General features: G+C 59.1%; 22 protein-coding genes. 17 read left to right on the top strand and 5 right to left on the bottom strand.

What is annotated here, in order from left to right; translation table 11 throughout:
• The first annotated feature begins 85 nt into the window (after window positions 1-85).
• From RLW41_RS12330 to RLW41_RS12315, 4 genes are all read left to right on the top strand, one after another.
• Complete coding sequence (locus tag RLW41_RS12330; protein WP_409562004.1) at window positions 86-658, top strand: hydrolase; 573 nt, start codon at window positions 86-88, stop codon at window positions 656-658.
• A 2-nt stretch (window positions 659-660) separates the two neighbouring features.
• The gene (locus RLW41_RS12325; RefSeq protein ID WP_414461609.1) at window positions 661-1,767 is read left to right on the top strand and encodes an AbrB family transcriptional regulator; all 1,107 of its coding nucleotides are present in this window, start codon (window positions 661-663) and stop codon (window positions 1,765-1,767) included.
• 72 nt (window positions 1,768-1,839) lie between these two features.
• On the top strand, window positions 1,840-2,835 hold the full coding sequence (locus RLW41_RS12320; protein ID WP_414461608.1) for an aldo/keto reductase: 996 nt from the start codon (window positions 1,840-1,842) through the stop codon (window positions 2,833-2,835).
• A gap of 78 nt (window positions 2,836-2,913) precedes the next feature.
• The gene (locus RLW41_RS12315; RefSeq protein ID WP_414461607.1) at window positions 2,914-4,374 is read left to right on the top strand and encodes an MFS transporter; all 1,461 of its coding nucleotides are present in this window, start codon (window positions 2,914-2,916) and stop codon (window positions 4,372-4,374) included.
• On the opposite strand, the gene RLW41_RS12310 is transcribed toward RLW41_RS12315, so the two are convergent.
• Window positions 4,375-5,988 carry a DHA2 family efflux MFS transporter permease subunit gene (locus RLW41_RS12310; RefSeq protein ID WP_414461606.1) on the bottom strand — a complete coding sequence of 538 codons (1,614 nt, stop codon included), beginning with the start codon at window positions 5,986-5,988 and terminating at the stop codon, window positions 4,375-4,377. It abuts the gene before it with no gap.
• A gap of 50 nt (window positions 5,989-6,038) precedes the next feature.
• On the bottom strand, window positions 6,039-7,304 hold the full coding sequence (locus RLW41_RS12305) for an HlyD family secretion protein (RefSeq protein WP_414461605.1): 1,266 nt from the start codon (window positions 7,302-7,304) through the stop codon (window positions 6,039-6,041).
• Window positions 7,305-7,417: 113 nt separating this feature from the next.
• Here RLW41_RS12305 and RLW41_RS12300 point away from each other — a divergent pair, with 113 nt between their 5' ends.
• The 3 genes from RLW41_RS12300 to RLW41_RS12290 all read left to right on the top strand — a co-directional run bounded on the left by RLW41_RS12300 (window position 7,418) and on the right by RLW41_RS12290 (window position 11,008).
• On the top strand, window positions 7,418-8,065 hold the full coding sequence (locus tag RLW41_RS12300) for a TetR/AcrR family transcriptional regulator (RefSeq protein ID WP_414461604.1): 648 nt from the start codon (window positions 7,418-7,420) through the stop codon (window positions 8,063-8,065).
• Between the two features lie 169 nt (window positions 8,066-8,234).
• The gene (locus RLW41_RS12295; protein WP_414461603.1) at window positions 8,235-9,404 is read left to right on the top strand and encodes an HlyD family secretion protein; all 1,170 of its coding nucleotides are present in this window, start codon (window positions 8,235-8,237) and stop codon (window positions 9,402-9,404) included.
• Entirely contained in the window at window positions 9,401-11,008 is a 1,608-nt protein-coding gene (locus tag RLW41_RS12290; RefSeq protein ID WP_414461602.1) for an MFS transporter, read from the top strand. The genes RLW41_RS12295 and RLW41_RS12290 overlap by 4 nt, the downstream gene beginning before the upstream one ends.
• 34 nt (window positions 11,009-11,042) lie before the next feature.
• Here the strand turns inward: RLW41_RS12290 and RLW41_RS12285 are convergent, their stop codons facing one another.
• Window positions 11,043-11,270 (bottom strand): hypothetical protein, encoded by a 228-nt coding sequence (locus tag RLW41_RS12285; RefSeq protein ID WP_409561995.1) that lies wholly within the window; start codon window positions 11,268-11,270, stop codon window positions 11,043-11,045.
• A 365-nt stretch (window positions 11,271-11,635) separates the two neighbouring features.
• On the opposite strand from RLW41_RS12285, the gene RLW41_RS12280 reads away from it, so the two are divergent.
• From RLW41_RS12280 to RLW41_RS12255, 6 genes are all read left to right on the top strand, one after another.
• Window positions 11,636-12,256: a ribonuclease D gene (locus tag RLW41_RS12280; RefSeq protein ID WP_414461601.1), complete on the top strand. Its 621-nt coding sequence runs from the start codon at window positions 11,636-11,638 to the stop codon at window positions 12,254-12,256.
• Between the two features lie 85 nt (window positions 12,257-12,341).
• Complete coding sequence (gene lptC / locus RLW41_RS12275) at window positions 12,342-14,294, top strand: LPS export ABC transporter periplasmic protein LptC (protein WP_414461600.1); 1,953 nt, start codon at window positions 12,342-12,344, stop codon at window positions 14,292-14,294.
• A 90-nt stretch (window positions 14,295-14,384) separates the two neighbouring features.
• Window positions 14,385-15,212, top strand: a complete 828-nt coding sequence (gene lptB, locus RLW41_RS12270) for an LPS export ABC transporter ATP-binding protein (protein WP_414464592.1) — start codon at window positions 14,385-14,387, stop codon at window positions 15,210-15,212.
• Window positions 15,213-15,256: 44 nt separating this feature from the next.
• Window positions 15,257-16,792 (top strand): RNA polymerase factor sigma-54, encoded by a 1,536-nt coding sequence (gene rpoN, locus RLW41_RS12265; protein ID WP_414461599.1) that lies wholly within the window; start codon window positions 15,257-15,259, stop codon window positions 16,790-16,792.
• 230 nt (window positions 16,793-17,022) lie between these two features.
• Window positions 17,023-17,637, top strand: coding sequence for a ribosome hibernation-promoting factor, HPF/YfiA family (hpf, locus tag RLW41_RS12260; RefSeq protein WP_409561991.1), 615 nt, complete (start codon window positions 17,023-17,025; stop codon window positions 17,635-17,637).
• 92 nt (window positions 17,638-17,729) lie between these two features.
• The gene (locus RLW41_RS12255) at window positions 17,730-18,194 is read left to right on the top strand and encodes a PTS sugar transporter subunit IIA (protein WP_409561990.1); all 465 of its coding nucleotides are present in this window, start codon (window positions 17,730-17,732) and stop codon (window positions 18,192-18,194) included.
• A 38-nt stretch (window positions 18,195-18,232) separates the two neighbouring features.
• On the opposite strand, the gene RLW41_RS12250 is transcribed toward RLW41_RS12255, so the two are convergent.
• A complete protein-coding gene (locus RLW41_RS12250) occupies window positions 18,233-19,030 on the bottom strand; it encodes an undecaprenyl-diphosphate phosphatase (RefSeq protein ID WP_409561989.1) in 798 nt (265 codons plus the stop codon).
• A 143-nt stretch (window positions 19,031-19,173) separates the two neighbouring features.
• Between RLW41_RS12250 and RLW41_RS12245 the strand changes: the two genes are divergently transcribed.
• The 4 genes from RLW41_RS12245 (at window position 19,174) to RLW41_RS12230 (ending at window position 22,888) form a co-directional block, all read left to right on the top strand.
• On the top strand, window positions 19,174-19,878 hold the full coding sequence (locus tag RLW41_RS12245) for a glutathione S-transferase family protein (protein ID WP_409561988.1): 705 nt from the start codon (window positions 19,174-19,176) through the stop codon (window positions 19,876-19,878).
• 8 nt (window positions 19,879-19,886) lie between these two features.
• The gene (queG, locus tag RLW41_RS12240) at window positions 19,887-21,038 is read left to right on the top strand and encodes a tRNA epoxyqueuosine(34) reductase QueG (RefSeq protein WP_414461598.1); all 1,152 of its coding nucleotides are present in this window, start codon (window positions 19,887-19,889) and stop codon (window positions 21,036-21,038) included.
• Window positions 21,035-21,904, top strand: a complete 870-nt coding sequence (locus RLW41_RS12235; protein WP_409561986.1) for an SDR family oxidoreductase — start codon at window positions 21,035-21,037, stop codon at window positions 21,902-21,904. The genes queG and RLW41_RS12235 overlap by 4 nt, the downstream gene beginning before the upstream one ends.
• A gap of 108 nt (window positions 21,905-22,012) precedes the next feature.
• A complete protein-coding gene (locus RLW41_RS12230) occupies window positions 22,013-22,888 on the top strand; it encodes a hypothetical protein (RefSeq protein WP_414461597.1) in 876 nt (291 codons plus the stop codon).
• On the opposite strand, the gene RLW41_RS12225 is transcribed toward RLW41_RS12230, so the two are convergent.
• Entirely contained in the window at window positions 22,889-23,683 is a 795-nt protein-coding gene (locus RLW41_RS12225) for an alpha/beta hydrolase (protein WP_414461596.1), read from the bottom strand. It abuts the gene before it with no gap.
• Window positions 23,684-23,713: the final 30 nt, after the last annotated feature.

The following is a 23,713-nucleotide window of genomic DNA, read 5'->3' as shown; positions in this document are numbered from 1 at the left end:
GAATAATTTGAGCGATGCCTCAAATATCACGAAACCGTAATCAGGCCAACGGGCACCAATGGCCAAGAGCGAAAGGCAGATGCCGATGCTTCAGCTTGACCCCCAAACGACGGCCCTCATCCTCATCGATCTCCAGAACGGAATTGTAGCGCGCAACGTCGCGCCACACACGGGAGCGGATGTCGTCAAGCGTGCGTCGGAATTGGCAACGCGCTTTCGTTCCGCAGGCGCCCCCGTCGTCCTCGTCAATGTCGCCTTCGCCAAAGATTTCGCCGACGCTGTCCGCGTTCCTGTCGACAGCCCCATAGCGATCCCTCCGGGCGGATTTCCCGATGACTTCTCAGAACTCGTCGATGGCTTAGCAATGCCGACTGATATTCGTGTTACCAAACACAACTGGGGCGCGTTCTACGGCACGGATCTCGACGTGCAGCTCCGTCGCCGCGGCATCAACACGATCGTCCTCGGCGGCATCGCAACGAACATCGGCGTTGAATCCACTGCGCGCCAAGCCTGGGAACGCAACTATGCCATCGTTCTCGCCGAGGATATTACCGCAAGCTTCTCAGCGGAAATGCACAACTTTGCCGTCGAAATGATTTTCCCTCGGATCAGTCGCGTCACCGAAGCAGACGATATCGAATTAGGTGGCCGATAACGGTGTCGCCCAATCCGACCCGAACCCCAGACGCACTCCTGGCCAACCTTACGAAGCCAGTTCAGTGGCTGATCCTCGTCGCTCTATCGTTTGTGGTGACGGCGCTGATCGGTCTGACTGGACTTCCGGCCGCGATTCTTCTCGGCCCAATGATCGCAGCGATCGTCGTCGAAACCAACGGCGGCTCGATCCGGTTACCGCCCTTCGTCAGGCTGGTGGCTCAAGCCATAGTCGGTTGCACGCTGGCGAGCGCCGTATCGCCGCAAATCGTCGCGAGGTTTGTAACCGAATGGCCCCTGCTGCTTTCGGTGGTTCTGACAGTGATTTCGGCCACCAGCCTGATCGGTTGGGTGTTGGGCAAATACCAGATCATGCCGGGCACAACTGCTGTGTGGGGGTTTTCTCCCGGAGCTGCGACAGCCGCAATCCTTATGGCCGGCGCTTATGGCGACGATGTGCGCCTGGTGGCGTTCATGCAGTATTTGCGTGTCATCATGGTTGTCGGGGCGGCCGCGATCGTCGCTCATATCTGGATCCAGGTCACGCCTACAGCCGATACGACCACGTGGTTTCCGCCTATCGATTGGACCGCATTCGCCGAAACGATTGCGATCGCGACCATCGGCGGAGCGGCTGGTCATCTTTTACGATTTCCGGCGGGTGTCATGTTGATCCCAATGGCATTTGGCGCCGTTTTGCAGTCCTCGGGTATCGTGAAAATCGAGCTGCCCGATTGGTCGCTGTCGGTGTGCTATGCCTCCATCGGCTGGATGATCGGCCAAACGTTTTCTCGCGACATTCTTATGCACGCGTTGAAAAAGCTGCCTCACATTGTTTTGGCCGTTCTGGTTCTCATCATATTTTGCGGGGGCCTTGCCGCGATCCTGACCGAACTCCTCGGCGTCGACCCGCTGACGGCCTATCTCGCAACGAGCCCCGGCGGCTTGAACTCGATTGCCGTGATCGCCGCCTCATCGAAAGTCGACATGTCATTCATCATGGCGTTGCAAACGCTGCGCCTCGTGATCGTCATCGCGGTCGGCCCCTCGATCTCACGCTTCGTTGCGCGACGGTTAGAGCAGACGCTCAATATTGGCACTTTGAAATAGAGCTTCAAACCGATAGACGGCTGCACGTCAGCCGTCCCCAAAAAGACGGCTTCTACCGACGGAGGAATCCCGATGGATTACGTCAAACTTGGCCATACCGGTCTCGATGTGTCGCGCATCTGCCTTGGCTGCATGAGCTATGGCCAATCCAACGATGGCGTCATGAAATGGGCGTGGACGCTCTCCGAAGAGGAGAGCCGACCCTACATCAAAACTGCCCTCGAAAACGGACTCAATTTCTTCGACACCGCCAATGTTTATACGCACGGCGAAAGCGAACGCGTGTTGGGCCGCGCCATCCGCGATTTTGCTAGGCGTGATGAAGTCGTCATCGCGACGAAAGTGTGCTCGCCGATGCGCGAAGGCCCGAACGGCCGCGGTCTCTCGCGTAAGGCGATCTTCGCCGAAATCGACGACAGCCTGACGCGGCTGGGCACAGACTATGTCGATCTCTATATCATCCATCGCTACGACTACGGCACGCCACTTGAGGAAACGCTTGAAGCCCTCGATGAAGTCGTGCGCTCCGGCAAAGCGCTCTATCTCGGCGCGTCGTCGATGTTTACTTGGCAATTCATGAAGGCGCTCGGCTTGCAACGCGCACACGGGTGGGCGCCGTTCGTTTCGATGCAGAACTACTATAATCTTCTCTATCGCGAAGACGAACGGGAGATGCTTCGGCTCTGCCAGTCAGAGGGCGTCGCCGTGACCCCATGGTCGCCGCTCGCGCGCGGACGTCTTGCGCGTCCCTGGCAGGACGAGCCGGAAACGACGCGCGCACAGAACGATCCCTTTGCACAGCGGCTCTACGAGAAATCAAAGAAACTCGACAAGCCAGTCGTCGATCGTGTGGTCGAAGTTGCAAAAGCCCGCGGCGTTCCGCCAGCTCAAGTAGCGCTTGCGTGGATGCTGCATAAACCGGTCGTGACCTCGCCCGTCATCGGTGCGACCAAGCCCTACCAGCTTGATGACGCAATAAAAGCCGTATCTCTGAAGCTCTCGGACGAAGAGATTTCCAAGCTCGAAGAATTGTATGAGCCGCACGCACAAACCGAAGCTTTTGTCTGACATTTACGTTTTGGGCTGAAACGTACCCCTAGCTCCTGCGTTCTCATTGCAGACGCAGTGAGCTTAACGGGGGATGTGATGCAGAAGACGGCCTCGGACGCGGAAACGCAAACGGGCGACATTATCGAGACGAGCATCCCGCAACGCCTCGATCGCCTGCCGTTCGGACGCTTTCATATCCTCGTCATCGCGGCGCTCGGCATCACATGGATCCTTGACGGCCTTGAGGTGACGATTGTCGGCGCTATCGCCGGAGCACTTAAAGAAAGTCCCGCGCTCAAATTCTCCAATACCGATATCGGCCTCGCCAGCAGCGCTTATCTCGCAGGCGCCGTTTTAGGCGCAATTTTTTTCGGCTGGCTGACGGACCGGCTGGGCCGCAAGAAATTGTTCTTCATCACTCTTGCGACATACATGCTGGCGACGTTCGCAACAGCATTTTCATGGAATTTGGCGAGCTTCGCAGCTTTCCGTTTTTTCACCGGCGCGGGCATCGGCGGCGAATATACCGCCGTCAACTCAACGATCCAGGAATTGATTCCCGCCCGCCTCCGCGGCTGGACCGACCTCGCGATCAATGGCAGCTTCTGGCTCGGCGCCGCAATCGGCGCGTTCGGTTCGATTGTGCTTCTCGACACGTCCCTGATTCCAACCGATCTCGGCTGGCGCCTCGCATTCGCCATTGGCGGCGGCATGAGCATTGTCACCTTCGCGATGCGCTTCTGGATACCGGAAAGTCCGCGCTGGCTCATCACGCATGGCCGCGCCACCGAAGCCGAAAAAATCGTCAACGGCATCGAAGCGGATTTTGCGCGCGAGGGTCACGCCTGGGATCGCACCGGCCTCTCGACAACGCAATTCAAAGCCCGCACCCACACGCCGCTGGCTGAAATCACAACGGCGATCTTCAAGACCAATCGCGATCGCGCCATCGTCGGCTTTGCCCTGATGGCTGCCCAAGCCTATTTCTACAACGCGATCTTCTTTACCTATGCTCTGGTGCTGTCGTCATTCTACGGCGTCCCGACCGATGAGATCGGCCTCTATATCTTGCCGTTCGCCGCTGGAAATTTCCTCGGACCTTTGTTGATCGGCCGCCTGTTCGATACCTGGGGCCGCCGGCCGATGCTCGTGCTGACCTATAGTCTCTCGGGCATTCTGCTTGCCGGTACAGGTTGGCTCTTTGCGGCCGACCTCGTTTCGACGTGGCAACTGACGGCCTGCTGGGTCGTCGTGTTCTTTTTCGGCTCCGCTGCCGCAAGCTCCGCGTATCTGACAGTCAGCGAGTCTTTCCCGCTTGAAGTTCGCGCACTTGCGATTGCCATTTTCTATGCTGTCGGAACGGGCGTCGGCGGCATTATCGGGCCTTATTTCCTCGGCCATCTAATCGACACCGGATCGCGCGATAGCGTGCTCATTGGCTACCTCATCGGCGCCGCCCTGATGATGACTGCAGCCGGTGTCGCAGCATTTAAAGCCCTCGCCGCGGAACGCAAATCTCTTGAAGAGGTCGCGCGCCCATTGTCGGCGACGGATTGATCAGTGTGCCGCCGCACCTGCGGCGGGTTTGGCTTTGCGCGCAAAGAGCAATGCAATCGCCGCGATCGACAGCATCACGCCGATGACCGCGAACGTGTCGCTGAATCCCATGATCAGCGATTGCCGCTTGACGATATTGCCCAACGCGACGATCGCCTGGTGCTTCGCTATCGCCACGTCGGACACGCCATGCGCCATGAAATAATTGGTCATCTCATCGATACGCTGGCGCACGTTCTCCCGATTGATGTTTACAGACTGCCCGATGATGTTCGAGTGAAACTGCTCGCGCTTCGTGATGATCGTCTCCAGCGACGCGGTCCCGACCGCGCCGGCGAGGTTGCGCAGCATATTGAACAGCCCTGACGCGTTTGCTGCATCCTTCGGCCCGATCTGTGCCGTCGCGATGGCCGTCAGCGGCGTGAGGATCAAGGCTTGCCCGACCGCACGCACGATATTCGGGACGAACAACTGATCACCGGAATAGTTGAGCGACATCTCGATATTCATGAAGCAGCTCGCAGCAAACAAGGCGATGCCGACGATTGTGATATAGCGAATGTCGAAACTCTTCATCAGGCGAGGAACGAATGGGATGATCAGAAGCTGCGGCAGGCCCGTCCAGGCCAGAACGTTGCCGATCTGCTCCGAGTTATATCCCTGCACCTGACCGAGATATTGCGGCAGCACATAAACCGTGCCGAACAGCGCAAAGCCAACGAGCATGTTCGCGACCGTCCCTATCGCGAAGTTCCGGTTTTTCAGCAGCTTCAGATCGACGAGCGGCTTCTTCACCACCAGCTCGATCCAGACGAACGCCGTCAGAAACACGACGGCTGTGACCGCGAGATTGACGATGAACTGCGACCCGAACCAATCGTCCTTGTTGCCTTCCTCCAGCATAGTCTGCAGTGACGAAAGTCCGATCGCCATCGTCACGATGCCCGCCCAATCGCCTTCCTTGAGCAGCCCAAGCTGCATCTTTTCCTTTTCGAGCGTCGCCAGCAGCGCAACGATCATGATTGCGCTCGGAATGGTGTTGATGAAGAAAATCTTCTGCCAGCCGTAGTTCTCGGTCAGATAGCCGCCGATGGTCGGGCCGATGGCCGGCGCAAACGTCACCGCAATCGCAAACAACGCAAGCCCGATCGGTTGCTGCGGCTTCGGCAGTCGGGTCACCACCATCGTGAAAGCCATAGGGATCAGTACGCCGCCCGCGAAGCCCTGAAGGCCACGCATCGCAATCATCTCACCGAGATTATGAGCGAACGCGCATGCCATCGAGAACACGGCAAAGAAGAACGTGCTCGCGACGATATATGTACGGAACGAAAAAACGCGACTGAGATAGCCGGTCAGCGGAATGACGACGATCTCGCCAATGAGATACGACGTCGAAATCCACGCCCCGTTATCGGCGCCGGTCCCGATGCCGCCTTCGATGTCGAGCAACGACGCGTTCGTGATCTGGATGTTCAAGATCGACATAAACGCGCCGATCATGCCCGCGATAACGGCGATCCACGTCGTCAGACTGGCTTTGTCTTCTGAAATCGAAGTCGTCTGACGGGGCAGAGTCGCGCCCGGCCCTGTCGTCTCAGCGATGCTTGCCATGACGTTTACTCCACAGTGCAGCCGCGCGTCATCACGCGCAGCCGCTGGGCTCACTTGGCTGCAACGGACGCAGCCGTCCCATCTGTCTTCTTCTTCGTCTCGATGGTCGGATAGACCGACATCCCCGGACGCAACTCACCCGCCAGCGGGCTATCCGGATCAAGCACAATCTTTACCGGGATACGCTGCACGATCTTCGTGAAGTTGCCCGTCGCATTGTCCGGCGGCAGCAACGCAAACTGCTGACCACTTGCCGGCGCGAGGCTATCAACGTGCGCCGGGATCTCGACGCCAGGGAACATGTCGACTTCAACATTCACCGGCTGCCCGGGACGCACATCTTCGAGCTGCGTCTCTTTGTAGTTCGCGACGATGTACGCAGCGTTCAACGGCACAACAGCCATCAGCTGCGTACCCGCCTGCACGTATTGGCCGACACGCAATGTACGATTGCCGACGACGCCATCAATCGGAGAAACGACCGTCGTGTATGAGAGATTGAGTTCGGCCTGATCCTGCACGGCCTCATCATGCGAGAGCGTAGCTTTCGCTTGCGCAACTTCCGCTTTCAGAATGTCGATCTGCTTCTGCGCGTTCGTCAGCGTCGCCGTATCGCGGGCGATAGAAGCACGGGCAGCCGTAATCCGAGCCTCCGCCTGCTGCGCATTCTGGACGCTACCATAGCCTGTCGTTGCAAGATGGCTGTAACGCTCGCTGTCTTGTTCCGCGAATGTCTCGTTGGCCTTGTCGACGTCGATCGTTGCCTTGGCGGCGTTGATAACCGACTGCTGGGCATCAAGCGCGGCAACCTTATTGGCAACAGCAGCCTTCGCCGCCTGAACGTCGGCCTTCGCCTGCTCCAGTGCGACATTGAAATCACGATCATCGATGCGCGCCAGAACCTGGCCGACCTTCACACGCTCGTTGTCATTGACAAGAACCTGCGTGAGGTAGCCTGAGACGCGCGGAGCTATGGTTGTATTATCCGCCTGGACATAGGCGTCGTCGGTCGAGACTTCGAAGCGCCAGACGTTCCAATACTCCCAGCCGACATAACCGGCAGCAGCCAACGCGAGAAGGCTCGCACCAGCAATGAGGACGCGTTTCAGCCCTTTGCGGGGAACAGGCTCAACGGCCGTGTCTGCTCCGTGCGTCTGCGAGGGAGCGACATCTGACTGGTCGGTGGCGCGACTATGCGGCGCGGTCTCGGCCGGTGCCGGAAGGCGCTGGAGCGTTCTTGGACGCTCAACGTATGGTACTGTTTCGTCTTCAGAAATTGACCTATCTGGCGTCAGAGCATTCGGATGAAGACTCATGGCCGGCTCCTGTACAAATGTCGGACTTAGCGCCCGAAGAATTCTTTTAGAAACTTGCTGTTTTCCAAAATAGGGACCATTATCTCTGTGTCAAGTGAATTTGGAAAATGATCATGGGACAAAATAGTGCGGTTCAGAAACGGTGCCGCGGGCGGCCCCAGGTCCGGCCGGACTCGGAGACGCTTCATCTTCTGGTCGAAGCCGCCACCGCTGAATTTCAAGCCAACGGCTTTGCGGCGACCACAATGGGTAACGTCGCGCAGAGAGCTGGCATATCGACCAAGACGATGTACCGTCTGGTCCCGTGCAAAGCTGATCTATTCGAGAAGGTGATTTCCGAGCGGATCGGCAACTTCATGCTGGCCGTCGATCCTGTCAGCCTCGACAAATTGGACCTGACGGAAGCGCTCGAACGTATTCTCATTTCATTCGGCACGCTGACGCTGAGCAGGGAGACCATAGGCCTTCTTCGCCTCGTTATCGGCGAAAGCGACCGCTTTCCCGAACTCGCGGCTGCCTTTCACGAGATCGCCGTGACCCAAACCACAAACGCCATTGCCGGATGGCTCGAACGCCAGCGTCAACGCGGTTTACTCAAAATTGACGATCCCTTCAGATCTGCCTCCGCAATCCGCGGCATGATGACAATGGACCTTCAGCGTTCGGCTATGCTCGGCGTCGGCCACGTGCCTGAACCCGACGAAATCGAGGCCCGCGCGAAGTTCTGCGCGCATCTTTTCCTCGACGGCTGTCGAGCCTGAGCAAAACCACGATAGCCGCTGATAACCTCTGCCATCTACATCGTGCGTTTCGGCAATTTTAGGACTTCCCTTCGGCGTCCAGATGGGGCAACGAGCCATGTATAGTGCCGTTGCGAATACTCTTTCTCTACGGCCATGATGTTCTGCCGGCACTGCTTCGAGGAGAGTCATGACCGACAGCCCAGCCGGCACGCAACAGCCCGACCCTGCAACGACCCCACGCCGCGCGACACCCGCCTGGGTCTTTACGACCTTGCGCGTGCTGGCGGTTGCCATCGCGATTTACATCGCGTGGTACGTCGCCGGGCATTGGGATCGCTGGACCGGAGCCGCGCGCTTCGAAACGACCGATGACGCATTCATTTCAGGCGACGTGACGCCGCTTGCGGCGAAGGTGTCCGGCTATATCAAATCGGTCGCCGTCAACGATTTCCAGTTGGTGAAAAAAGGACAGCTCATCGTCGAGATTGATCCTGCCGACTACAACGCCGCCCTGGTGCAGGCACAGGCCAACGTCAGCGCCGCTCAGGCAAACCTCGCCAATCTCGCCAACCAGAAAGATGTGCAGCGTGCGTTGGTCCGCCAGGCCGAAGCGACCATCGACGCCACCAACGCCGACCTCGATCGCTACAATCTGGAATCCGAACGTCAGCGCAACCTGCTGAAATCCGGCGTCGCCGGCACGCCGCAAGGCGTCGAACAGGCCGACGACAATGCCAAGCGAACAGCTGCTCAGCTTGAACTCAACAAGGCGCAGCTCACCCAGCAAAAGGCCATTCTCGCAAGCCTCGACGTCGAGCAGGTCCAACTCGAAGCGCAAGTCCGCGCCGCCAAGGCTCAGGCCGCCCTCGCCCAGAACAACGTCGGCTATGCCCGCATCGTTTCCCCCGTGAACGGTTTGGTCGGCCAGCGTCTTGTGCGACCTGGCCAGTTCGTCAACATCGGCACCCAAGTCATTGCAGTCGTCACACTTCCGGAAATCTGGGTCATCGCGAACTACAAAGAAACGCAGATGACCAATATCCGTCTCGGTCAGCCTGCGACCGTCCACGTCGACGCCTTTCCCGATTTGAAATTGACTGGTCACGTCGACAGCTGGTCCCCCGGTACGGGCAGCACGTTCGCCCTCCTTCCGCCCGATAACGCAACCGGCAACTTCACCAAGGTCGTGCAGCGCGTTCCGGTCAAGATCGTGCTTGACCATCATCCGGCTCTTGGCACGCTGGTGCGCCCAGGAATGTCAGTCGAAGCCACGATTGATACCGGCGCCGCACCACCGGAGTCCGCAGCAAGCCCAACGGCCGGCACACCGAACATTCCGTCGGGCTCCGGCAAATGAGCGCCGCTGCCGCGACAGCTCCCGTCCCATCCCTCGCAGCCGCGAGCGGCGCGGAGCAGACCGCCCAGCAGACCCACAAGATTTCGTCGCGTCCCTATATCGGGCTGGTCGGCGTCCTGCTTGGCGCAACGATGAGCACGCTTGGCAGCCGCACGACGACGTTTGGCCTCGCTGATCTGCGCGGCGGCTTGCACGTCGGCTTCGATGAAGGGGCCTGGATCACCACCAGCTTCGGCGTCGGACAAATGTTAATCGGCGTCGCCTCGCCCTACCTCGGCGCCATCTTCGGCGTTCGCCGCATCCTGCTGATGGGCATTATCGTCTTCTTCATGACGAGCCTGCTCGGACCGCTATCGCCGAACCTCACCGCCTTTCTCATCATGCAGTTTCTCGGCGGCATCGGTTCGGGAACGTTCATTCCACTGACGGTCAGCTACATTCTTCGGAACATTCCGAAAGGCCTCGTCATATACGGCATCTCGATCTACGCCATGAATTCGGAGTTGTCGCAGAACGTCGCCGCCTCGCTTGAAGGCTGGTACACCGACAATCTGTCTTGGCATTGGATCGACTGGCAGTACTGCATCGCACTGCCCATCATGTATTTATGCATCTGGTACGGCATGCCGGTCGAAGGCGGCCTAAGCCGCCGACTGCGCGATCTCGACTGGCCTGGGATTTTCTATGCCGGCGCTGGCTTCGGCCTTCTCTATGCCGCGCTGGACCAGGGCAATCGCCTCGACTGGCTGAACAGTGGCCTGATCGTCGGACTGCTCGTCGGCGGCGGCCTGCTGACGATGCTGTTCATCGCCCGCGAACTGATATCGCCCAGCCCGTTCGTCAATATCCGGGTCATCGCCCACGAAAACCTGATCCCGCTGCTGCTCCTGCTCGCCGGCTTCCGGTTCATCATTCTGTCGACCGCCTACATCATCCCGAGCTACCTGCAGACGGTGCAGAACTTCCGCGAATTGCAGGTTGGGTCGGTGCTCCTTTGGATCGCGTTACCGCAGTTCGCGATCGTCCTGCCGCTCGGCTACGTCCTGAACCGCGTCGATGGCCGCTACGTGCTCGCGCTTGGCAACTTGATGATTGGCATCGCGTGTCTGATGGGAACCAACCTGACGAGCGAGTGGGCGACCAATGATTTCCTGCCGTCGCAAATTCTGCAGGCGCTTGGACAGTCGTTCGCGTTGACGAGCCTGATCGTTCTCGTCATCAAATCGATCTCGCCCGCGGACGCGCTGACAATCGGCAGCCTCTTGCAGATGAGCCGATTGTTCGGCGGTGAAATCGGCACGTCTTTCATGCAAACGTTCGTGCGCGTCAGAGAACAGGTTCATTCGAACCTAATCGGACTTCATGTCGACGCTTCGTCCGTCATGACAGTCGACCGGCTAACGACGTACCAGAACGCTCTGGGCGCGCACTCCGCCGATCACGCCGTCACAGCCGGACGAGCGACAAAACTGCTTGGCTCGGCCGTCGCTCAGCAGGCCGCTGTTTATTCTTATATTGACGGCTTCCTTGCCGCGGCAGTCGGCTCGGCGATCTGTCTGCTTCTCGTGGCAACCGTCCAGAAGCCGAAAAACCCGGCGTTCTGATCCAAGCGGTCATCTGCGCTTTTGATCGCTTCGACTACTGCAGCCGTTCGCCGTCGTACTCTCTGAACCGAGAGACCGCGTGAACTTTCAGTCGATCCGGATCGAGCTGGCCAGCCTTTGCCAAGGTAATGACGGCTTTCGCAACCCGAGCCCGCCCCTCTTCGTCCGAGGGTGTAATACCGAGCTCTCGGCAAGCGATATCGAACGTCATCTGAAGAATATCGACTTGCGCGCTATCGAAGCCTCCGAAGGTACCTTTCATGTGCGCTCCATCACTAAAAAAACAGGCGGGAGCACACGTACCTCTCTCAGCCATCGGCGCCCGGGCGATAGGCCGATGATGGTGAGAGCATACTCGAGGTTTGCTTTGCGACCTAACGCCTTTTCGACATTCAATACAGCCCCCGGTTGATATTACCGTGAACACACTTAGGACCCTGCTTGCTATCGTCGATATGCGAATGCTACAGACGAACTGCTTTGAGTCCTCGAGCGCATAACAACATCAATCTCTTAGCGTCCCGAGTGCTCGCAAATGCTGTGCGTTACTTCCAGGCTTCTCCAGGTTTTCGAGCGCCGCGATGAAACTCTCGTCGCCAGAGCCGCGATAGACCGTTGAAAGACAACATGACCAAATCCAACATCAAAATTCATCACGGCGATCTTCCTGCCGGACTGTCGTTTCCCAACGGCGTCGCCATCGACACGGAAACGCTCGGACTTAATCCGCATCGCGACAGGCTGTGCCTCGTGCAGCTATCAAGCGGCGACGGGACGGCGCATCTCGTCAAGTTCGACGGCAAGAACTACGATGCGCCGCGTTTGAAGGCGCTGCTGACGGATCCGGCGATCGTGAAAATCTTTCATTTCGCCCGCTTCGACATCGCGGTGATGAAGCAGTATCTCGGCGTCGAAACGGCCCCGCTCTACTGCACCAAGATCGCCTCCAAATTGGCGCGCACCTACACCGACCGCCACGGGCTGAAAGACCTTGTCGGCGAGCTACTCGGAATTGAAATCTCCAAACAGCAGCAAAGCAGCGACTGGGGCGCACCCGAACTATCGGAAAGCCAGATGGCCTACGCCGCCAATGACGTGCTGCACCTTCACGCGCTCAAGTCGAAGCTCGACACGATGCTTGTGCGCGAAGGCCGCGCCGAGTTTGCGCAATCAGCCTTCGGCTTCCTGCCGACACGCGCCCGGCTCGATCTTGCCGGCTTCGAGGACGACGACATATTCGCTCACTAAAGTCGGGAAAAATCGCCTCAGGCGACAAGGTCCCAAAGTCTCCCCAATTTAAGGCGAGATTACCGGACCTAAGGGGGGCAATGGCATGGCCAGCATGGCTGCCGCTGAAACTTCAAGCGTCGCGCACGGACGGTCACGCGCATCGGGCAGCCGAATCGTCATTGCCGGCGATCGCACCCAAAGCCGCACGGCTGCACACCGCCATTCCCGCCGTGTGCGATTTCTGAAAATCGGACTACCGCTCACTGCCATCGCAACGGTGGCGCTCGCGACATTGAACATCCTTGAAAACATGGGGGTCGGGCCGACGCTGCCACCCATCGAGGTTCCGAAGATCATTGCCGACAACCTGAAGATGCACAACCCGCATTATCAGGGCTTCAATTCGGACGGCGGCCACTATTGGGTGAAAGCCGAAACGGCGCAGCAAGATCTCAAAACGATGACGGCCGTTCATCTCGACCGCATAACGGGCGAGCTGACCGACGCCAAAAAACAGAAGACCTACCTCACCGCTGCACGCGGCATCTTCGACAACAAGTCGAACATCCTCGAACTGTTCGACGCGATCAACGTGACCGGCGACGGCGGCCTCAATGCCAAACTCACGCGCGCGACGATTCAGACCAAAGAAAACATCATCACGTCGAACGAACCCTCGACGATCGTCATGGGCGCCGGTCAAATCACGTCCAATCAGCTGAAGATCCGCCAGAAGACGAAGGAATATACCTTCCTCGACAACGTGCGGACCCACATGCAGCCCAAGAAGACGGCCGCCTCCGCTGACAATCAGCAGGACCAGAATGCGCTGCCGTTCGGCAAGCCCGGACAACCCGTCGATGTCGCATCGAACCGCCTCGATATCGACGACATCAAGAAAACCGCGACCTACACCGGCGGCGTCGTCGCGAACCAGGCCGGCGCGACGATGACAGCGCCCGAAATGGTCGTCAGCTACCAGGGCTCGGTCGCACCGGCCGGCAAAGGCGACGACAAGACCAAGGCGCAGACGGCGAACGCATCGGACCCGTCTGGAACCCAGGTCAAGCTGATCGTCGCGAAAGATTCGGTCGTTCTGAAGCAGCCGAACGGCCAGACCGCAACCAGCGACCTGGCGACGTTTGACACTCTGGCCCATACCGCCGTTCTGGAAGGCAACGTCGTCCTCACCCAAGGCAACGACCGGCGTGCCGTCGGCGACCGTGTCGATTACGATGAGACCGCCCAGACGATGACGCTGACCGGCCCCGTTGTGGTGACCCAGGGCGCGAACGTGCTCAAAGGCCGGCGCCTCATCTACAATCGCGGCACGCAAAAGATGCAGCTTTCGTCTCCCGCGAACCTTATGGGAAGTTCGTCGGCGGGACGGATCACGGCGCATTTCGTCAAAGACCCGGCGAAGGCGTCGGCGGCGAAATCTGATAACGACAATGAAAACAGCGACGGCATCGCGTTTGGTGCCGCCTTCAAAGCCGACCCGAACTCACCTTATGATGTCGTGGCCGACCGTCTCGACGTCGACGACAACGCCAAGAAGGCAATTTTCGTAGGGAATGTCTCAGCCGTTCAAGGCACCATGACGATGCGCTCACAGGAGCTTACGGCATTTTATACCGGCAGCGCCGGAATGGGCGACAGCAACGACGGCAAGGCATCCAGCACCGCCGCTTCTCTCACCCACCTGACCGCGCGCAAGAAGGTCGTCGTCACCGCCAAGGATGGCCAGACGGCGACCGGCGACTGGGCCGAAGTGGATGTGAAGAAAAATTTGACGACGATGGGCGGTGCTGTCGTGCTAACGCAAGGCAAGAACATTGTTCACGGGACCAAGCTCGTGATCGACATGACAACCGGCGAAGCCACGATCAAAACAGAGCCGACGGCGACAAGCAGCGGAGCGATGGTCAGCAGCAGCGATGGCCAAGGCGGTGGTCCAGTGTTCAAGGCCGACCGGCCGAGTGCGGTCTTTTATCCCGGCCAGCTCCGAAAATCGAAAATTCAAGCTGACGGTTGGCAGGTCCGTACGTCGCCTTGACCGCGCCGCAGAGTTGGCCTGAGTTCGGGCGTCAAGGGAGCTTGCCGAACAGCGGCAAGGTATTTGGTGTTTAAGGCTCTACCCATCCGCCTGAAAAAGAACCGTGAGGCGCCGAATGGATCGGCCGCTTACAGCAACGGCGTGGCCAACGCCGCGCCGGCCGCGGAAGATCCCCACGCCATCGGTGCCGACGGCTGGCTGACGGCCTACGACGTTAAGAAATCCTATCGCAAGCGGATGGTCGTCAAAGGCGTCAACCTCGCGGTCGGACGCGGCGAATCCGTCGGCCTGCTAGGTCCCAACGGCGCCGGCAAAACGACGGTTTTCTATATGATTACGGGTCTCGTCGCCGCCGACGAGGGACGCATCACACTCGACGGCGAAGACGTGACGAACCTCCCAATGTATCAGCGCGCGCGCCTCGGTGTCGGCTACCTGCCGCAGGAAGCTTCGATCTTTCGAGGGCTGACCGTCGAGCAAAACATCATGTCCGTGCTCGAACTGATCGAGCCCGACCGCAAGGCGCGCAAAGAACAGCTCGACAGCTTGCTAGAAGAATTTTCAATCACACGGCTTAGAAAATCGGCGGCGATGGCGCTCTCGGGCGGCGAACGCCGGCGGTGTGAAATCGCCCGCGCACTCGCATCGCGCCCGTCGTTCATGTTGCTGGACGAACCATTTGCCGGCATCGACCCAATCGCCGTCGGCGACATTCAGCAGCTGGTTCGCCACTTGACCGAACGCGGTATTGGTGTGTTGATCACAGATCACAACGTTCGTGAAACATTAAGTCTCATCGATCGCGCATATATCATCTACGACGGTCAGGTTCTGACGCAGGGCAAGCCTTCGGAAATCATATCGAATGAAGATGTGCGGCGAGTTTATCTTGGCGATATGTTCGTTAATACCGGTTGAGTATAGGTCGCTCCGGAATTCCAAGTACGGAGTAGCAAAATAGCGTGGCACTTTCAGCAAAATTGGAGCTGAGACAAGGCCAGCAGCTGGTCATGACGCCACAGCTGCAGCAGGCCATACGCCTGCTCCAGCTCTCGAACCTCGAATTGACGGAGTTTGTCGACACCGAACTTGAGCGCAATCCGCTGCTCGAACGCGACGAAACGGGCGGCGCGAAATCCGTCGAAGAACCTCTGAACGAACGCCAGGAAGAACGCAGCAGCAGCACCGACGAGAGCTGGCTCGACCTGCGAGAGCCGGTCCGCGATCACACCGGCGGCCTCGACGTCGATTTTGGAAACGTTTTCCAGGAGCCGGGTACGGGCGAGCCGGGCTCCGCAGCGGGCGCAGCATCCGGGCTGAGCTGGGCCAACGTCTCGCAGCGAATGCACAATGGCGGCGACGGCGAAAGTGACCTCGAGGAATTTGTCGCCAACCAGGTTTCGCTGCGGGAACATCTGGCCGCGCAACTGCCGCTGACCGTGACCGATCCCGCTGAACGGCTAATCGGCCAGTACCTCGTCGATCTTGTCGATGAAGCGGGTTACATCCCGGCCAATCTGGATGCGATCTCGGAGCGGCTCGGTGCCCCGCTGGAATTCATCGAAAGCGTCCTCACCAAGCTACAATCGTTTGATCCACCGGGAATTTTTGCCCGTTCATTGGCGGAATGTCTGGCGCTCCAGCTCAAGGACCAAAATCGCTACGATCCGCTGATGGCGGGCCTGCTGGCCCACCTCGACCTACTCGCCAGTCGCAACATACCGGCCCTGAAAAAGGCGCTCGGCATCGACATGGATGAGCTGGCCGACATGATCCGCGAGATCAAGCGCCTCAATCCCAAGCCCGGTCTGAAATTCGGCTCGGTGCAGGTCCAGCCCATCGTCCCGGACGTCATCGTCAGAGCGGCGTCGGACGGCGGCTGGCACGTCGAGCTGAATAGTGACACTCTGCCGCGCGTCCTGATCAATCGCACCTATTATGCGCGGGTCGCACGTACGGCGACCTCCGAAAAGGACAAGACCTACCTGTTCGACTGCCTGCAAACGGCCAACTGGCTGGTGAAGAGCCTCGATCAGCGCGCCCGGACCATTCTGAAGGTCGCCGAGCAGATCGTCCGCCAGCAGGACGCCTTTTTCATGTACGGCGTGCAGCACCTGCGCCCGCTCAATCTCAAGGTGATAGCAGACGCCATTTCGATGCACGAGTCGACGGTCTCCCGGGTGACCTCAAACAAGTATATTTCGACGCCGAGAGGCATTTTCGAGCTTAAGTATTTCTTTACCTCGGCTATCGCGTCCGCCGCAGACGGCGAAGCTCATTCGTCCGAAGCGGTCCGCCACCGCATCAAGCAGCTCATCGATGCCGAAAGCGCAGAAGACGTCCTATCCGACGATCAGCTTGTAGACCGCCTGAAAGGCGAGGGCATCGACATCGCTCGCCGCACGGTCGCCAAATACCGGGAAGCCATGCGCATCCCCTCATCCGTTCAACGCCGCCGCGATAAGAGATTGGTGGAACGTTTGGGTGGCATGGCTTGAACTCCATGACCTTAACTTAATGAACAACCTATATTTTCTCGTTTCACTTAATTGCCCAAGCGTGATTTGACAGGGGAACTTGCCGAGCCTATCGCTATTAACAGGTACGTCCCGTCAGAAGTGGCGGTCACACTTTCCTCACGGACGTCCCGATAGGTGGCTCGCAACCTCTGAGCAGACATTGCTCGGTCCCGAGGCACGCACTTTGGCAGTGCAGAACAGGCATCTACATGACCATCCAAATCACCGGTAAGAACGTTGAAGTTGGCGACGCCTTCAAAAGCTATGCGGCCGATAAAATCCGCGCCGTCCTGCAGAAATACCTTGCGCGCGAAGTCGATGGGCACATCCGGCTGGAACGCGAGCGCGAGGTCTTCAAGACCACGTGCTCCGTGCGCCTGACGAACGGCCTCCTGCTCGAAGCCCATGGCGAAGGCGCCGATGCCTATAGCAGCGCCGATTCCGCTGCTCACCGGCTCGAAACGCGCGTGCGCCGCTACAAGGGCCGCATCAAAAACCATTCATCCGCCACCGCCCGGCGCAAAGTCGATATCGAGGCCCGCGACTACGTTGTGAGCCTGAACGATCACGACGAGCCCGAGCAGGACGAGGCGAATCCGCTTATTATCGCCGAAGGACAGCGCAATATTAGCCATATGACGGTCAGCGAAGCCGTCCTGCAGCTCGATTTGTCGGAAGCGTCGTTCATGATTTTCAAGAACGCCGCCCACGGAGGGCTCAATGTCGTCTACCGGCGCAATGATGGGCACATCGGGTGGATCGACGCCGATCTTCCCATGGGGGCAAAACCGAACGGCGCATCGGCGTCGAAGCACGTGGAATAAGCGTAGGCTTAACTTTGCATGACTGTGGACACCGCCCGTCATCCGGCGCGGCAAGCCACAATGGCGGCCATTTCATCGTGGATGGGACTGGGATGAACATCGAAGATATGCTTGCCGACGACGCGATAATTCCGCGTCTGGAAGCTGATGACAAAAAGCAGGCCCTGCAGGCACTCGCCGCCAAGGCTTCGGCCGCAACGGGAGCCGGTGCGCCGGACATCTATGCCGCGCTGCTCCAGCGGGAACGGCTGAGCTCGACCAGCCTCGGCCGCGGCATTGCGATCCCGCACGTCAAGCTTCCGACGGTAGAGGCGATCACATGCATTTTCGCGCGGCTCGAACACCCTATCCCATTCGAGAGCCACGACGGTGAACCCGTCGATCTTCTGTTTTTCCTGCTCGCCCCCGAGGGCGCGGGCGCTGACCACTTGAAGGCCCTTGCCCGCATTTCCCGCCTCGTGCGCGATCCAGCAACGCTCGAAGGACTGCGTAACGCTGAGGACGTCGACGCGTTGCGCAACGTTCTGATGAACCCCGTCACCTCGCACGCCGCCTGAGCCGGCCACTCACTTGGACTGTGGGAGACTGTGGCTGACTAGTGCAGCACCATCAGCGCACCGAGCCCCAAGCCGCCCACGAGAATACGCCACCAGCCGAAGAACGACAGACCGCGCCGCGAGATAAAGTCGAGCATGTAGCGCACGACGATCGCGCCGGTGATGAACGCCGCGATGAAGCCCAGCACGATGTGGCTGACATCGTCCGGCGTCAAAATCGACCAGTTCTTGTAGAGATCGTAGGCAAACGCGCCGGTCATCGTCGGCATCGCGAGAAAAAAGGAAAACTCGGCCGCCGTCCGCTTATCAGCTCCGAGCAGCATGCCGCCGACGATCGTCGATCCTGAGCGCGAGACGCCGGGGATCATCGCCAGACACTGCACGAATCCGATGATCAGCGCTTTAAGCGGCGGGATATCCATCACATCGACATATTGCGGCTGATAACGCATCCTGTCGACGACGAGCAAAATGATGCCGCCGATAACGAGTGAAATGCAGATGATCATCGGCGATTCGAAAAGGAAATCCTTAATAAATTTATGGGCCGCGACGCCGATGAAAACAGCGGGCAGAAACGCCAGCAGCACAGCGAACACGAAGCGCCGCGTCCGCGGATCGCTCGGGAAATCCACAGCTAAGCGCCAGAGCTTTGCGGAGTAGACCGTCAGCAGCGCCAAGATTGCGCCAAGTTGAATCAAAACTTCGAACGTCCGTCCCGTAGACGACACACCAAGAAGACGCTCCGTTAGCAAGAGATGCGCCGTCGAAGAAACCGGCAGATACTCCGTCAATCCCTCGATCAAGCCGAGCAATATGACTTGCCACGTTTCCATCGCTGCTTCCCCCCTCGGGCTCATACAAAACGAGGGAGCGTTAGCAGAATTTCCAACAACTCCAAAGCGGTCGTTTGGCCGAGTTGCCATCGAATTGACGACACCACGTGTATAGTGCCGCCACCACTACGATCAGGAACGCTATGCCACTGCGCCTTACGCAATACCGTCTTTGTCCGCGATCCCGGTCTATCCGCCTGGCGCTTGCCGAATACCGCGTCGACGTCGAACTGTTCGAAGAAAAGCCCTGGGAATGGCGGCAAAGCTTTCTCGCCAAAAACCCTGCCGGAGAATTGCCTGTCCTCGAACTAGAGAACGGCCTGACGCTCTGCGGCGCTTATTCGATCTCTGAGTTTATTGCCGAAGACATGCCGTTCAGCGCCGACGGCGCTACCGCCGCGCCGCCAGCCCTCATTCCAGGCAACCGTGAAGACCGCGCAGAAGTCCGCAGGCTGATCGATTGGTACCAAGGCAAGTTCGATCGCGAGGTTACCCGCGAGCTGCTGATCGAGAAGGTTTACAATTCGATGCGCCCGAGCGGCCCGATTGCACCCGATCCAGGCGTGCTGAGGGCCGTCCGCGCCAACCTCAAATATCACCTCTCCTACACCGGCTACCTCGCCGACTCGCGCCGGTGGTTATCGGGCGACGAGTTGAGCTTTGCAGACTTCGCCGCCGCCGCCCATATTTCGACGTGCGACTACCTGGGCGAAATCTCGTGGCACGACTATCCAGCCGTTAAGAATTGGTACCAGCGCATGAAATCGCGGCCGTCGTTCCGCGCCCTGCTGGGCGACCGCGTCCCTGGGACCGCGCCGCCCCTTGCCTATTCGGATCTCGATTTTTAAATGGCAGTATGCCTGACGCCAGAAACGCGAGTTCCGATCACACTGAGATGCTCCGCGCCGAAGCGCAGAAGCTCGGTCTCGATGCAGTCGGCATTGCGCGGCTCACATCCGACGCGCATCTGCCCGGCAGGCTCTCCCACTTCCTGAACGAAAAACGCCACGGCGACATGGACTGGATGGAAACCCACGCCGATCGGCGCGGCGATCCGCTCCGGCTCTGGCCTGAAGCGAAAAGCGCAGTCGTCTTCGGTCAATCTTATGCCCCGCCAACCAATCCGCTCGAAGCGCTCGATCACCGTTCGAACGCCGCTATCTCCGTTTACGCCAAAGGCCGCGACTACCACGACGTCCTAAAGAAGCGCATCAAATCTCTGGCACGCACGTTTGCCGAACGATCCGGCGCGGACGTCAAAGTCTTTGTCGATACCGCTCCATTGATGGAAAAACCTCTGGCCGCGAAGGCCGGTCTCGGCTGGCAAGGCAAACACACCATCCTCGTATCACGCGAGCATGGCGACTGGCTCTTTCTCGGTGTCATGCTGACGACGGCTGAATTGGAACCCGATGCCGAGATGACGGACCATTGCGGCTCATGCAGCCGATGCCTCGACATCTGCCCGACGAACGCTTTCCCAGCGCCTTATCAGCTCGATGCCCGCCGCTGCATTGCCTACCTCACCATCGAACACAAAGGCCATATCGCCCCCGAGTTTCGCACCGCTATCGGCAATCGTGTTTTCGGATGCGACGACTGCGCCGCGGTTTGCCCGTGGAACAAATTTGCCGGCGCTGCGACCGAAATTAAATACGCAGCGCGTCCGGAAACCGATAATCCGCCGCTCGCCGAACTCCTCGCGCTTGACGACGCGGCCTTTCGCCTGCGCTTCGCCGGCACGCCGATCAAACGCACCGGACGCGATCGCATCGTGCGAAACACGCTCATTGCGTCCGGAAACTCCGGCGACCGTTCGCTCCTCCGTCATATCGAACCGCTTCTTGCCGACGAGTCCCCTCTCGTTCGCGCCATGGCGGTCTGGGCAGCGCGGCGTCTCGCCGATACCAATGAACTGCACGCCCTGCAGCGCCGTTATCGAGATAGCGAACACGATCCTGAAGTCGCCGCCGAATGGATCATTCCAATGGAGGAACAAGCGGCATGAGCCGTCTTTTCTGTTTCGGACTTGGATACTGTGCCGCCGAGCTTTCCCGCCGCCTGTTGGCGCAAGGCTGGTCGATCGCAGGAACGACGTCGCACCCTGACAAGCTCCGAGGGCTGAAAGCGCAAGGCTTTACGCCCTTTCTTTTCGACGGAACATCGGCACCTGCCGATATCGCCGAAGCGCTCAAGTCGACAACACATGTACTGCTCTCTATTCCGCCCGACGCCGAAAGCGATCCAGCTCTGCGCTATTTCGGCGACGCCATCGCAGCCAGCTCCTCCATCACGTGGATCGGCTATTTTTCGACTGTCGGCGTCTACGGCGATGCCCACGGCAACTGGGTCGATGAAACGACCGAGCCCAACCCCGGAACAACGCGCGGTCAACGCCGCCTGCAGGCCGAAACCGGTTGGATCAACCTCGCCAGGAAAAGCGGCAAGTCGCTCGTCATCTATCGCTTGCCCGGCATCTACGGACCAGGCCGCAGCGCCATCGACCAATTGAAGGCTGGAACTGCACGGCGCATCTTCAAGCCGGGACAATTCACCAACCGCATCCACGTCGCCGATATCGCGACGGCTGTCGAAGCCAGCATGAATCTCGCGCCGGGAACGCATATCTTCAACGTTACCGATGATATGCCCGCGCCGCCGCAAGACGTGATCGAATACGGGGCCGAGTTGCTCGGCGTACCGTGCCCGCCGGCCACCGATCCGACGGACGAAGCGCTGTCGCCCGCGGCGCGCAGCTTCTACATCGAGAACAAGAAGGTCTCGAACGCACGCATGAAGACCGAGCTTGGCGTCAGACTGGCCTATCCGACCTATATCGAAGGCCTGAAGGCGATCGCCGGTCTTGCGCCGTGAAGTTTCTTGCAAATGGTCACATCATCTCCGCCATTCCGCCAGAATGGAGAATAATGGTCTCATCGTAGCCGTCGCACATTGCGCGACGCGCACTTCGGCGAGATTGCCATGAAGCATATAGTCTTTCTTGCCGCGTTGGCCGCAGTAACGGTATCCGCCGCTACGGCCCACGCTGAAACAGTCGATCCCGCGCAAGCCATCGCGCAGAAATTCTCAGACACGGACGCCGAGCCGCAGCAGCGGAGTTTCGCACGCCCCGGCGCAGACTACGAAGCCGACATGCTGGCGCGCGCCCAGGCCGAAGAATTGGCGCGCAAACAACAAGAAGCAGAGCAAATGGCGGCAAAACCGGCCATATCGGAATCGGCACCGCAGTTTGTTCCATCATCCACAGTGTCTGCGCCACCTGTCGCGAAGCTCGCTGCACTGCCGCCGAAACCGGCCGCCGATTTGCTGCCCACACGCTCTGAACCCGCGCCGATGCCGACGCCACCCACGCGCTCCGCGGCAACCGTTCTTCTCGTTCTTGATCCCGATAACACCGGTCTCGGCTTCAAACCCGACCCGATCCTCTGCATCGACAATACCTGCTGGCTCTCGAACGGTTTTCGCGCCCCCGCGCGATCGCTGCCGCGCAATCAAGCCATGGCCTTGAGTGGTACGAACGACATGACGGCGGAATCCTGCAGCGGCAAATCGGGTTGCGTTTTTCGCAACGTCATCATTGATCCGATGCATCGCATCGACGTCATCGAGGTTGGCGAAGGCGGTGGTGCTTCATCGGGTGCGTACACCATCACCGCCGACAAAACCTGCCGCGTCGACGGCACCAGCTTGGCCTGCAGCAACGGCCTCGCAACTCAGAATTTTCGCATCTGGGTCGTGCCGGAAGCGCAAGCCGAAGCCGCAGGCGCCGTACGGCTCGAAAACACCCTTGCCGAAGGCCTTCCCGAAATCGACGTGACGTCGGCCAACGACAAATAGCTAGACCAGTTTATCGAGTTCCGAAAACAGCAGATCGAGATCCTGCGGCCGCGACAGTCGATGCTCGCCGTCCGCAATCTCGATCAGCTTGACCTTGTCGCCCGTCAAAAACGTCTTAAGTTCCCTCGTATGGGGAGCTGGCACATCAGGGTCTTGAAGTCCTTGCAAGATGACGATTGGGCGGCCCGGATCGAAAGATTCGCGCGCAAGAAGATGTTTGCGTCCATCCTCGATCAGTCTGCGCGTAATCAGATAAGGCGACGCATAGGCGGACGGCTGCCGGTAAGAGCCTGTGGCCATAATGTCGCGGCGCGTCTCTTCCGGAAAGCGCTTCCACATCAGTTCTTCTGTCATGTCCCAGGCCGGCGCGATCAGCAGCATCGCTTTGATGCGCGCAGCCTCTTGAGACCGGTCGCGCAAGAGCCTCCGCAAAAGCAGAAGCGCAATATATCCGCCCATGCTCGAACCGATGATAACCTGCGGTCCGCTTGTTATGGTCGAGAAAATCGCGTCGGCCTCGTCGAGCCAGCGCCCGATGGTGCCGTCTTCCATGGTGCCGGACGAGCGCCCATGCGCCGAATAATCGAAACGTGTCGATGACAGTCCGCGCCCATCCGCCCATGCGGCGACGGCCGTCGCCTTCGTAGAGCCCATATCCGACATAAAACCGGAGAGCCAAAGTACTCCCGGTTCGCCTTTGGTGTGGTGGATAAACGCGATTTCCCGCACCTCCGTACCGACACCGACAGGAAGCATTTGCGGTTCAGAGCCCGGAATTTTATAGGAACTGTCCATCGTTGATCCCAACGAATCCCAATTGATGAG

The organism is Hyphomicrobium sp. DY-1, from assembly GCF_047497105.1.
Lineage (GTDB): Bacteria > Pseudomonadota > Alphaproteobacteria > Rhizobiales > Hyphomicrobiaceae > Hyphomicrobium_B.
The sequence above is the reverse complement of the archived record's forward strand: the minus strand, read 5'-3'. Positions and strand labels throughout refer to the sequence as shown.

Bases quoted from the DNA above. Each gene is read 5' to 3' on its own strand.
- RLW41_RS12310 (WP_414461606.1), bottom strand. From the start codon at position 5,988: ATGGCAAGCATCGCTGAGACGACAGGGCCGGGCGCGACTCTGCCCCGT.
- RLW41_RS12305 (WP_414461605.1), bottom strand. From the start codon at position 7,304: ATGAGTCTTCATCCGAATGCTCTGACGCCAGATAGGTCAATTTCTGAA.
- lptC (WP_414461600.1), top strand. From the start codon at position 12,342: ATGGCCAGCATGGCTGCCGCTGAAACTTCAAGCGTCGCGCACGGACGG.
- hpf (WP_409561991.1), top strand. From the start codon at position 17,023: ATGACCATCCAAATCACCGGTAAGAACGTTGAAGTTGGCGACGCCTTC.
- RLW41_RS12295 (WP_414461603.1), top strand. From the start codon at position 8,235: ATGACCGACAGCCCAGCCGGCACGCAACAGCCCGACCCTGCAACGACC.
- RLW41_RS12235 (WP_409561986.1), top strand. From the start codon at position 21,035: ATGAGCCGTCTTTTCTGTTTCGGACTTGGATACTGTGCCGCCGAGCTT.
- RLW41_RS12255 (WP_409561990.1), top strand. From the start codon at position 17,730: ATGAACATCGAAGATATGCTTGCCGACGACGCGATAATTCCGCGTCTG.
- RLW41_RS12330 (WP_409562004.1), top strand. From the start codon at position 86: ATGCTTCAGCTTGACCCCCAAACGACGGCCCTCATCCTCATCGATCTC.
- RLW41_RS12250 (WP_409561989.1), bottom strand. From the start codon at position 19,030: ATGGAAACGTGGCAAGTCATATTGCTCGGCTTGATCGAGGGATTGACG.
- queG (WP_414461598.1), top strand. From the start codon at position 19,887: ATGCCTGACGCCAGAAACGCGAGTTCCGATCACACTGAGATGCTCCGC.
- RLW41_RS12300 (WP_414461604.1), top strand. From the start codon at position 7,418: ATGGGACAAAATAGTGCGGTTCAGAAACGGTGCCGCGGGCGGCCCCAG.
- RLW41_RS12320 (WP_414461608.1), top strand. From the start codon at position 1,840: ATGGATTACGTCAAACTTGGCCATACCGGTCTCGATGTGTCGCGCATC.
- RLW41_RS12280 (WP_414461601.1), top strand. From the start codon at position 11,636: ATGACCAAATCCAACATCAAAATTCATCACGGCGATCTTCCTGCCGGA.
- RLW41_RS12315 (WP_414461607.1), top strand. From the start codon at position 2,914: ATGCAGAAGACGGCCTCGGACGCGGAAACGCAAACGGGCGACATTATC.
- RLW41_RS12225 (WP_414461596.1), bottom strand. From the start codon at position 23,683: ATGGACAGTTCCTATAAAATTCCGGGCTCTGAACCGCAAATGCTTCCT.
- RLW41_RS12245 (WP_409561988.1), top strand. From the start codon at position 19,174: ATGCCACTGCGCCTTACGCAATACCGTCTTTGTCCGCGATCCCGGTCT.
- RLW41_RS12285 (WP_409561995.1), bottom strand. From the start codon at position 11,270: ATGAAAGGTACCTTCGGAGGCTTCGATAGCGCGCAAGTCGATATTCTT.
- RLW41_RS12230 (WP_414461597.1), top strand. From the start codon at position 22,013: ATGAAGCATATAGTCTTTCTTGCCGCGTTGGCCGCAGTAACGGTATCC.
- RLW41_RS12290 (WP_414461602.1), top strand. From the start codon at position 9,401: ATGAGCGCCGCTGCCGCGACAGCTCCCGTCCCATCCCTCGCAGCCGCG.